This window comes from Pseudorhodoplanes sp. (assembly GCF_046289595.1).
Taxonomy (GTDB): Bacteria; Pseudomonadota; Alphaproteobacteria; order Rhizobiales; family Xanthobacteraceae; genus Pseudorhodoplanes.
In genome coordinates, this window is the sequence record NZ_JBKBVB010000161.1 from 1 (window position 1) to 8,349 (window position 8,349).

The following is an 8,349-nucleotide window of genomic DNA, read 5'->3' on the forward strand; positions in this document are numbered from 1 at the left end:
CCAGCTGCGCGAGGTGCTGGATACCGGCCTTGCCGATGTGCTGCTGGTCGACAATTTCACCGTGCCGATGCTGAAAGAGGCAGTGAGGCTGGTTGGCGGCCGTCTCGTGATCGAGGCGTCCGGCGGCATCACGCATGACAACGCCGCGGAGATTGCGGCAACCGGCGTCGATTACGTCTCGTCCGGCGCCATCACGCATTCGGCGCCAAATCTCGATATCGCACTGGATATCGAGGTCTGATCCTCGTCACCCGCCCGGCAGATTGATCGGCTCGACCGGATCGAAGATCGAGCGCCGTGCCGGCGTCGCGGGATGCGCGTCGGCGCGCCTGTCGGCGCCGCTTGAGGCTGGAGCCGCAGGCTGCGCCTCGCGCCTGATCGAAGCGGTCAGGTCCAGCTTGTCCCCCCAGACCGGAATGTCCTCGCCATCCCCCCAGCGCTTTGGCCGATAGAAGATATGAACACCGAGCCGGGTGTGCTTGGTCATCGTGCGCACCCACCACGGACTGACATAGGTCGCGTGGTAATGCGTCGCCTTGCCGACTTCCGGCAGCCAGAATTTGCCGTCGAGCGCCTCGTCGGCGATCCGGGTTGCGACCTCCCAGGCTTTCTGGTCGCGAACCACATCCTTGACGTTGTCGCAGGCGAAGGTGAACTGGCAGGCCAGTTTGCGATGTGCATTCTGGTACACCACGTCGCAGACATTGCCGGGATAATAGCCGGTGAATACCCGGTTCAGCACGACCTGCGCCACGGCCATCTGACCGCGCTCGACTTCGCCGCGGGCCTCGAAATAGATCGCGTTGGCGAGACACCGGTGATGCTTTACGCGCGAGGCGCCTGACAGATTGAGCCGTTCGGCGGGGGTGCGCGGACGCTTGCCTTCGCCCGTGACTTCGCCCTTAGGAGCGATGGTTTCGCCGCCCTGCAAGGCGTGGGGATCGGGCTCCGCATCCGGCTCGCGCGCGGCGCGCTTGATCTCGGTGTCGACATGCGGCGGCGCCAGCACGGTCGGAACTTGGTCTGGCTCCCAGGCTTCCCAACTGCTTCGGCCCATGCCGAGTGCGTGCGTGCCGAAGAACACGCGTGTTTGCGCATTCGGGTTTGCCAATTGCGCAAGTTGGTCGACCGTTTCGTTATTGAAGCGGCCTGCGACTTTCTCCTGCGCGGGCGGAACCACATCCGGCAAACCCGGAACGGGCTGCTCCTCAAGCGCCTGGTCGGGCTCCGCGGCAGGCCGCGGACTTTCGGCGACCTTAACCGCCTCCAACGGCGGCTCCGCCTCGGCCGCCGTTGCAATGACAGATTCAGGTGCAGACGCCAGCAGCCCATTCAGGTCGGCGCGCTGAGATTCCAGGTCAGCAGTCTCGACATATTGCCGCTGCGGCGCCACCAGCGGTTCGCGCAGATCCGAGCGCGCCGATTCAAGATCGGCGGTTTCAAAGGGCAATGTATCGATGCGCGCGATCCCGCGCTTGAGCTTGTTCAGATGCGCGGCTGCCAGACCGGGACGGCGCGGCTTCCTCTCCGCCACCGCCTCGACCGACGCTGCCACCGGACGCACCTGACGCGGGCCCGTGCCCAGCACCTGTTTCGCAAGGGTCGCCTGACCTGCGGGGATACCGGCGCGTCGGCGGACTGGCATGCGCTCGGCCGCCGCTTCGGCGCCGGCCTGCGGCGCGATCCGGTCGGCCTTGGGCAGAGCTTCTTCGACACGCGCATGATCCTTCTTGCGCGCTGGCTGTGCCGGCTGCTCTTGCGGCTGCCCGGACGGTAACTGTTTCACATCGAGCCTGTCGCCCTTCAGCCTGCGTTCGACGACCGGAAATTCGTATGTCGGCTGCGTGACCACAGGCTCGATCGGCACACTCAGCGGCACGGAACCGGTCGCTTCGAGCGCGCGGGGATCGAGCGCTGCGAGCTGCGTGAAATACGGATCCGGAATCGCGCTGCCGACTGGGCGCGGAAAGTTCAGTGCCGCGGTATGGACAGTCCGGAACGTCGAACTGCGTATATGCGCACGCCAGCGCTCGGTCACCGCCGGCTGGCTGGCGATCAGGGCTGCGAGGTCCTGATGTCCGATGGCATTCGGCATCACGACGACCACACAAAGGACAAGGCCGAAGGGACGGCGAAAGGCGCCCTTCGGCCTTCTACGCGACGCTTTCATACACACGCTCACGCAACGCGACCGACGCAACGCAACAAACGCAACCGAACTCACGCGGCATCACGCGCCGCTCACGTAAAATTGTCGGAGTATCGTTGCGATCGGGTTAACCTTGCCAAGTTCCTGCGCAGAGCAGGTGCCCGCGTTTCACCCGCGATCAAGGTAAAGAATTGGTCAATCGCCTGTGCATGCTGCATTGCTGCCGAAACAAGCGCAAACGGCCCTGCGTTAATGCAGGGCCGTTCGATCGAGAACTGTAAAGTCGTATGGGGGTAAACGCCCGCACTTACATCTTCGCGCCGATCTCCTTGAAGTATTTTTCCGCGCCCGGATGCCAGGGGATCGTGGTGTTCTTGTTGTTCTGGGTATCGAGCACGATCGCCTTGGCTTCGCCGTGAGAGAGCGCGACCTCGTCTCGCTTTTCGAACAGCGTTTTGACGATGTCATAGGCGGTCTGGTCCGGCATGCTGGCATTGGTCACGAGAATATTCTGCACCACCGCGATCTTGTTATCCTGGTCTTGGCCGGGATAGGTCTTGGCCGGGATCACGCCCTCACTGTAGAGACCGCCATATTTCGCGTTCATCTTCTCGACGGTGTCGGAATGATCGATCAGCTTCAGCTTGACGCCGGGCGTCGCGCCGAGATCGGTCACAGCCGCAGTCGGCAGGCCGCCCACCCAGAAATAGGCGTCGATCTTGCCGTCCTTCAGCGCATTGGTGGATTCGGCGACACCGAGGCGCTCGCGCCGCATGTCCTTGTCACGGTCGAGGCCGGCGGCCTCGATAACGCGGAAGGCCATGACCTCGGTGGCGCTGCCGGGCGACCCGGTGGAGACACGCTTGCCCTTCAGGTCGGACATTTTCTCGATGCCCTTGCCCTCCACCGTCACCACATGCATGCGGTTTGGATAGAGAACCATGAGGGTGCGCACGTCGACCGGATTGCCCTTGAACTTGTCCTCGCCCTTCAGGGCGTCGCGCGCCGCATCGACCATAACGAGGCCGACCTCACTCTGCTTCGAGCCGATCAGCTTCAGATTGTCGACCGACCCGCCGGTGACGCGCGCCGTGGCCTGGACCCCCGGCAGATAGCGCGACAACACGTTCGCCATGCCGCCGCCCATCGGATAATAGACACCGCCGGTGCCGCCGGTTGCGATAGCGATATTGGTTTGCTGCGCCATCGCCATGCCGGCCATTGCGACGCCGATTGCGGCGGTCGCCAGAACAAGTCCCACGCGCTTGAGCATTTCGTTTCTCCCTGACTTGATGCGCCTTTTGCGCTCTTTTTGCTGTCGTTGCTGCTATCGCTTCTATCGTTGCTTCTGCTCGGCCTCGGCGCCGGTCACCTGATTTTGTCCTCCCGGTTGCAATCGCTGCTTCAACAATACAATGGCAAACAGGACCACGCCAACCGTGGCGGTGTAGCTGATATCCCGGCCGATGACGGCCTCGATCAGAGCTTCCAGAAGACTAGGAAAGACTAGGAACAGTCCGGCCGCGGTCAGTCCGGTGCGTTCGAGCGCGGTTGTGCGACGCAGCGCCCAGCCCTGCGCGGCGCAAGCCAGCGCGCCGAGGCCCACCGCCGATTTCAGGGTGATCATGACGATGTCGATCCAGGTTCCGTCTGGCGGAAGCTTCAGGAGAAGCCCAAGCCCTTGCGGATCGAGCACAAACACAAACGGCACCAGAAATGCAGGCAGCGTGTATTTCCACGCCTGCAATGTGGTCTTGTAGGGATCGCCCCCGGTGATGGCAGCGGCCGCAAACGGCGACAGCGCCGTCGGCGGCGAGACTTCCGACAGCACGGCATAATAGAAGATGAACATGTGCGCAGCGACATCGGGCACGCCGAGCTTGATCATCGCCGGCGCCGCAACAACGGCGCAGATGATGTAGGATGCGGTCACCGGCACCGCGAGCCCGATGATCCAGACAATCAGCGCGGTATAGATCGCGGTCAGCAACAGGCTGCCGCCGGCATAGTCGATCACAATCGACGAGAATTTCAGCCCAAGCCCGGTGAGCGTCACGACGCCCACGATAATGCCGGCAGTGGCGCAAGTGGTGGCGGCGGTGAGCGACTGTAGCGATCCGTCGGCGAGCGCACGCACGAGCTTCTTCGGCGTCATCGCGGTTTCGCGCGTCAGGTAGCTCATCAGCATCGCCATGCCGGTGGCATAGAGCACCGATGTGGTCGGCGAATAACCCCACACCATGAAGATGACGATGGAGATCAGAGAGACGAAATGAAACCAGTAGCGGCGGGTCAGCTCACCGAGCGAGCGTTCGGGCACGTAAGGCTCGCCGCGCACGCCGTAGCGCCGGCCGTCGATCTCCACCATGAAAAACAGCGAGAGGTAGTAAAGAATAGTCGGGATCACCGCCATCCAGATCACTTCGAGATAGCTGATCTTCAGAAATTCGGCGATCAGGAAGGCGGCGGCGCCGAGCACCGGAGGCGAAATGATGGCGCCGAGGCCGCCGGCTGCAAGCAGGCCGCCGGCCGCATTCTTCTCGAAGCCTGCCCGCTTCATCATCGGATAGGCGACAGCGCCGATGCTCACCGTGGTCGCGACGCCCGATCCGGACGGACCGCCGAGCAGGAACGAGGAGAGAACCACAGTGCGTCCGGCCGCATTCGGGCTCTTCCCCATCAGCGTCATCGAGAAGTCGATGAAGAATTTTCCCGCACCGGTCTGCTGCAGGAAGGCGCCGAATATCGTGAACAGCACGATCAGTGTCGCCGACACGTCGACCGGCACACCGAAAATGCCTTCCAGCGTGATGAACAGATGGCCGACGAGCTGGTCGAAACCGTAGCCACGATGATTCCAGGGCGGCGGCAGATACGGTCCGAACAAAGCGTAGGCAATGAACAGGAGCGATACGATGGGCACGATCGGACCGATGGTCCGGCGCGTGGCCTCGATCAGAAGCACGATAAAGATCACACCCAGGATGACGTCGGTGTGGTTCGGCAGGGTGGCGCGATCGGTGAAATCGTCGCCGCCGGCGAGCGCATAAATCAGGATGGCGACACAGGTCAGGCCGGCAATCACGTCCCACCAGCGAATCCGGTCTCGAAACCGGTTCGCCATCGGAAATAGCAGAAAGGACAACAGCAGCACGAAACCGACATGGATGTAGCGCAGTTCCTGCGTCGGGACGATTTCATAGGCGGCATAGAGATGGAACAGCGACATCGCGACCGCGATCGCGGTCACGATGGTTCCGGACCAGCCCGAGAGGCGGTTGGCTGCCCCCTCTTCCTGCTCGATGAATTCTTCCGCCTTACGCAGGCGCTCGGTCTCAATGGAGTCAGCGTCCTGCGCCGACATCGCCTCCGGCTGCTCGGCCATTCTCCCCCCGTCCCGGTCATCTTTTCTTTGTCATTTGTGCCCGGTTCCGGCCCGTTTCCCCTTCCGGAGCCGTTCCTGAAAACAAGGCTACCACGTGAAAAAGGGGTGGCATACCCAACCCTTCTACCCGCGGATGGCTTTCGCGCCCTCCCCCAACCTCCAGTTAACCATGTTGAAAGCGCCCGGCGCTATCAATTCCGTGCACGCTCTTGGCAAGGGAATAGCCATGCTGGATGGCTTCATGGAACCGCTCGCACCGGAGCTGGTCTTTTCTGTCGGTGCGGCGCTGGTTCTATTGGCCGGCGTGCTGACGCTGGCCGTCCTCAGGCTGAGACGCAAGAACGCGCTTCTGAGGTTGACGCTCAACAATACCCCACAGGCGCTCTGCGTCTGGGATCCGCATGGGCGTTTGCTGCTCTGCAACGAGCGTTACATCAACATGTACGGCATGTCGGCCGACGTGGTAAAGCCGGGCGCGACGCTCCGCGAGATCATCGAGCATCGCGCCGCCATCGGCCGGTTCAAGGGCGATATCGACGCCTGGGTCGAGGGTATCCGGGAACGGATTGCCGCTCAGGCCGTCGCCAGCAACAGATATCCCGACGCCGACGGACGGGTGATCGAAATCGCCGAACAGCCGCTTCCGGACGGCAGCCTGGTCGCCACCCATCATGACGTCACCGAACAGGTGGCGGTTGAGGAAAAGCGGACCGCGCTCGCGGCGGAAGAAAAGCGGCGCATCGCCATTGACGGCGCCATCACTACGTTCCGTCAGAACATGGATCGCGTTCTGCGCATTGTGGACGACAGCTCCGCATCGCTGAAGGTCACCGCGAGTTCGCTGTTTGCTGCATCGGGCCAGACCTCGCAGCGGGCCGAAACGGCGGTGCAAGCCTCGAACGAAGCTTCCACCAATGTTACAGTTGCGGCGACCGCTGCGGATGAAATGGCGACGTCGATCAACGAGATCAGCCGCCAGCTTTCGCAGACCACGGATGCGGTACGCGTTGCGGTGCGCGAGGCCCGGGCGACCAATGAGGGGATCAGGGGCCTGGCCGACGCCGCCCAGAAGATCGGCGACGTGGTCGAGCTTATTCGCACCATTGCCGGCCAGACCAATCTGCTCGCGCTCAACGCGACCATCGAAGCCGCGCGCGCGGGCGAGGCCGGCCGTGGTTTCGCCGTGGTCGCCTCCGAGGTCAAATCGCTCGCGGTCCAGACCGCACAGGCGACAGAGGACATTTCCGCTCAAATCCTCTCGGTACAGGGCTCAACAGACCATGCGGTGCAGGCGATCGGCCGGATCACCGAACGCATGCAGGGAATCGAACAATTCGCCTCCGCGGTAGCAGCCGCTGTCGAAGAGCAGAATGCCGTCACGGGCGAGATTTCGCATAATGTGACGAGCGCCGCCAACGGCACGCGCGACATCGTGGTCGTTCTCGATCAGGTCGCCCGCGCAGCGACCAATACACGTACAACCGCCGAAACTGTGCTGCGCACCTGCGCCTCGGTGGAAAATGCGGTGTCCAACATGCGCGACGAAGTCGAAAGCTTCCTGAAGAAAGTCGCAGTCTGAACGCAGTGGCAATCTGAAAATGAGTGAACTCGCTGGCAGCCTTACGCGTCCCCCGCTCAAGCCCGAGGATCTTTACCGCCCAAGGCTCGGTGCGCAGAGAGAGCCGAGATCGAAGGTTACCATGTCGGAATTGCGCGCCTGGCGCGAAATGTCCGAAAAGACTCCCGGCGCGCAGCCTGTGGAGTCCGCCATTTGAGCCGACAGCCGGCCGCCGGCAGCGCCGGCCGGAGCCGGTCAGGCCTGGCTTGCGACTTCCTTGCCGAGTGCCGCCTGCGCCGCCGCAAGCCGCGCGATCGGCGTGCGGAACGGCGAGCAGGACACGTAGTCGAGATTGACCTCGTGGCAGAAGGCGACCGAGGCCGGATCGCCGCCATGCTCGCCGCAAATCCCGACCTTGAGATCGGGCCGGACCTTGCGGCCACGCTCGACGCCGATGCGGACCAGCTCACCGACACCGTCTCGATCGATCGACACGAACGGGTCCACCGCAAGAATGCCGCGCGCGGTATAGGTGGCAAGAAAGCTCGCCGCATCGTCGCGGCTGATGCCGAAGCAGGTCTGGGTCAGGTCGTTGGTGCCGAAGGAGAAAAATTCGGCGCCGCCCTCCCCCTCCGCGATCTTGTCCGCCATCAATGAGGCGCGCGGCAGTTCGATCATGGTGCCGACCTGGTAGTGGAGCGTCACTCCCTTCTCCGTCGCCACCGCCTCCGCCATCGCATCGATCCGGGCCTTGACCAGATCGAATTCCATGCGCGTCGCAATCAGCGGCACCATCACCTCCGGCACCACCGGCTTGCCGGTCTTTTTGCCGGCATCGGCCGCAGCCTCGAAAATGGCGCGGGCCTGCATCTCGGCAATTTCGGGATAGGTGATTGCAATCCGGCAGCCGCGGAATCCGAGCATCGGGTTGAATTCGGCAAGCTCGGCGGCGCGGTTCTTGATCTTCTGCGGCTCCGTGCCGAGCGATCTGGCGACCTCGGCGATCTCGGCCTCGCCATGCGGCAGGAATTCATGCAACGGCGGATCGAGCAGCCGGATCGTGACCGGCAACCCCTGCATGATCTCGAACAGCTCTGCGAAATCGGCGCGCTGCATCGGCAGGATCTTGGCGAGCGCGGCGCGCCGCGCCCTCTCGGTATCGGCGAGGATCATCTCGCGCACGGCGAGGATACGGTCGGCCTCGAAGAACATGTGCTCGGTACGGCACAGCCCGATGCCCTCGGCGCCGAATTTCAG

At 63.1% G+C, this 8,349-nt stretch carries 6 protein-coding genes; 2 read left to right on the forward strand and 4 right to left on the reverse strand.

Features of this window, described 5'->3' with window-relative positions; all coding sequences use genetic code 11:
- Positions 1 to 241: nicotinate-nucleotide diphosphorylase (locus ACK41X_RS21640; RefSeq protein WP_409727777.1), on the forward strand; the 241-nt coding region annotated here is incomplete at its 5' end.
- Between the two features lie 6 nt (positions 242 to 247).
- Here ACK41X_RS21640 and ACK41X_RS21645 read toward each other — a convergent pair.
- The 3 genes from ACK41X_RS21645 to ACK41X_RS21655 form a co-directional block, all read right to left on the reverse strand.
- Positions 248 to 2,170: a cell wall hydrolase gene (locus ACK41X_RS21645; protein WP_409727779.1), complete on the reverse strand. Its 1,923-nt coding sequence runs from the start codon at positions 2,168 to 2,170 to the stop codon at positions 248 to 250.
- Between the two features lie 286 nt (positions 2,171 to 2,456).
- Complete coding sequence (locus tag ACK41X_RS21650; RefSeq protein WP_409727782.1) at positions 2,457 to 3,422, reverse strand: TAXI family TRAP transporter solute-binding subunit; 966 nt, start codon at positions 3,420 to 3,422, stop codon at positions 2,457 to 2,459.
- 63 nt (positions 3,423 to 3,485) lie between these two features.
- Positions 3,486 to 5,534 (reverse strand): TRAP transporter permease, encoded by a 2,049-nt coding sequence (locus ACK41X_RS21655; protein ID WP_409727785.1) that lies wholly within the window; start codon positions 5,532 to 5,534, stop codon positions 3,486 to 3,488.
- Positions 5,535 to 5,775: 241 nt separating this feature from the next.
- Here ACK41X_RS21655 and ACK41X_RS21660 point away from each other — a divergent pair, with 241 nt between their 5' ends.
- Positions 5,776 to 7,113 carry a methyl-accepting chemotaxis protein gene (locus ACK41X_RS21660; protein ID WP_409727788.1) on the forward strand — a complete coding sequence of 446 codons (1,338 nt, stop codon included), beginning with the start codon at positions 5,776 to 5,778 and terminating at the stop codon, positions 7,111 to 7,113.
- A gap of 234 nt (positions 7,114 to 7,347) precedes the next feature.
- On the opposite strand, the gene ACK41X_RS21665 is transcribed toward ACK41X_RS21660, so the two are convergent.
- Positions 7,348 to 8,349 (reverse strand): putative PEP-binding protein (locus tag ACK41X_RS21665; RefSeq protein WP_409727790.1); only part of this gene is annotated, 1,002 nt, incomplete at its 5' end.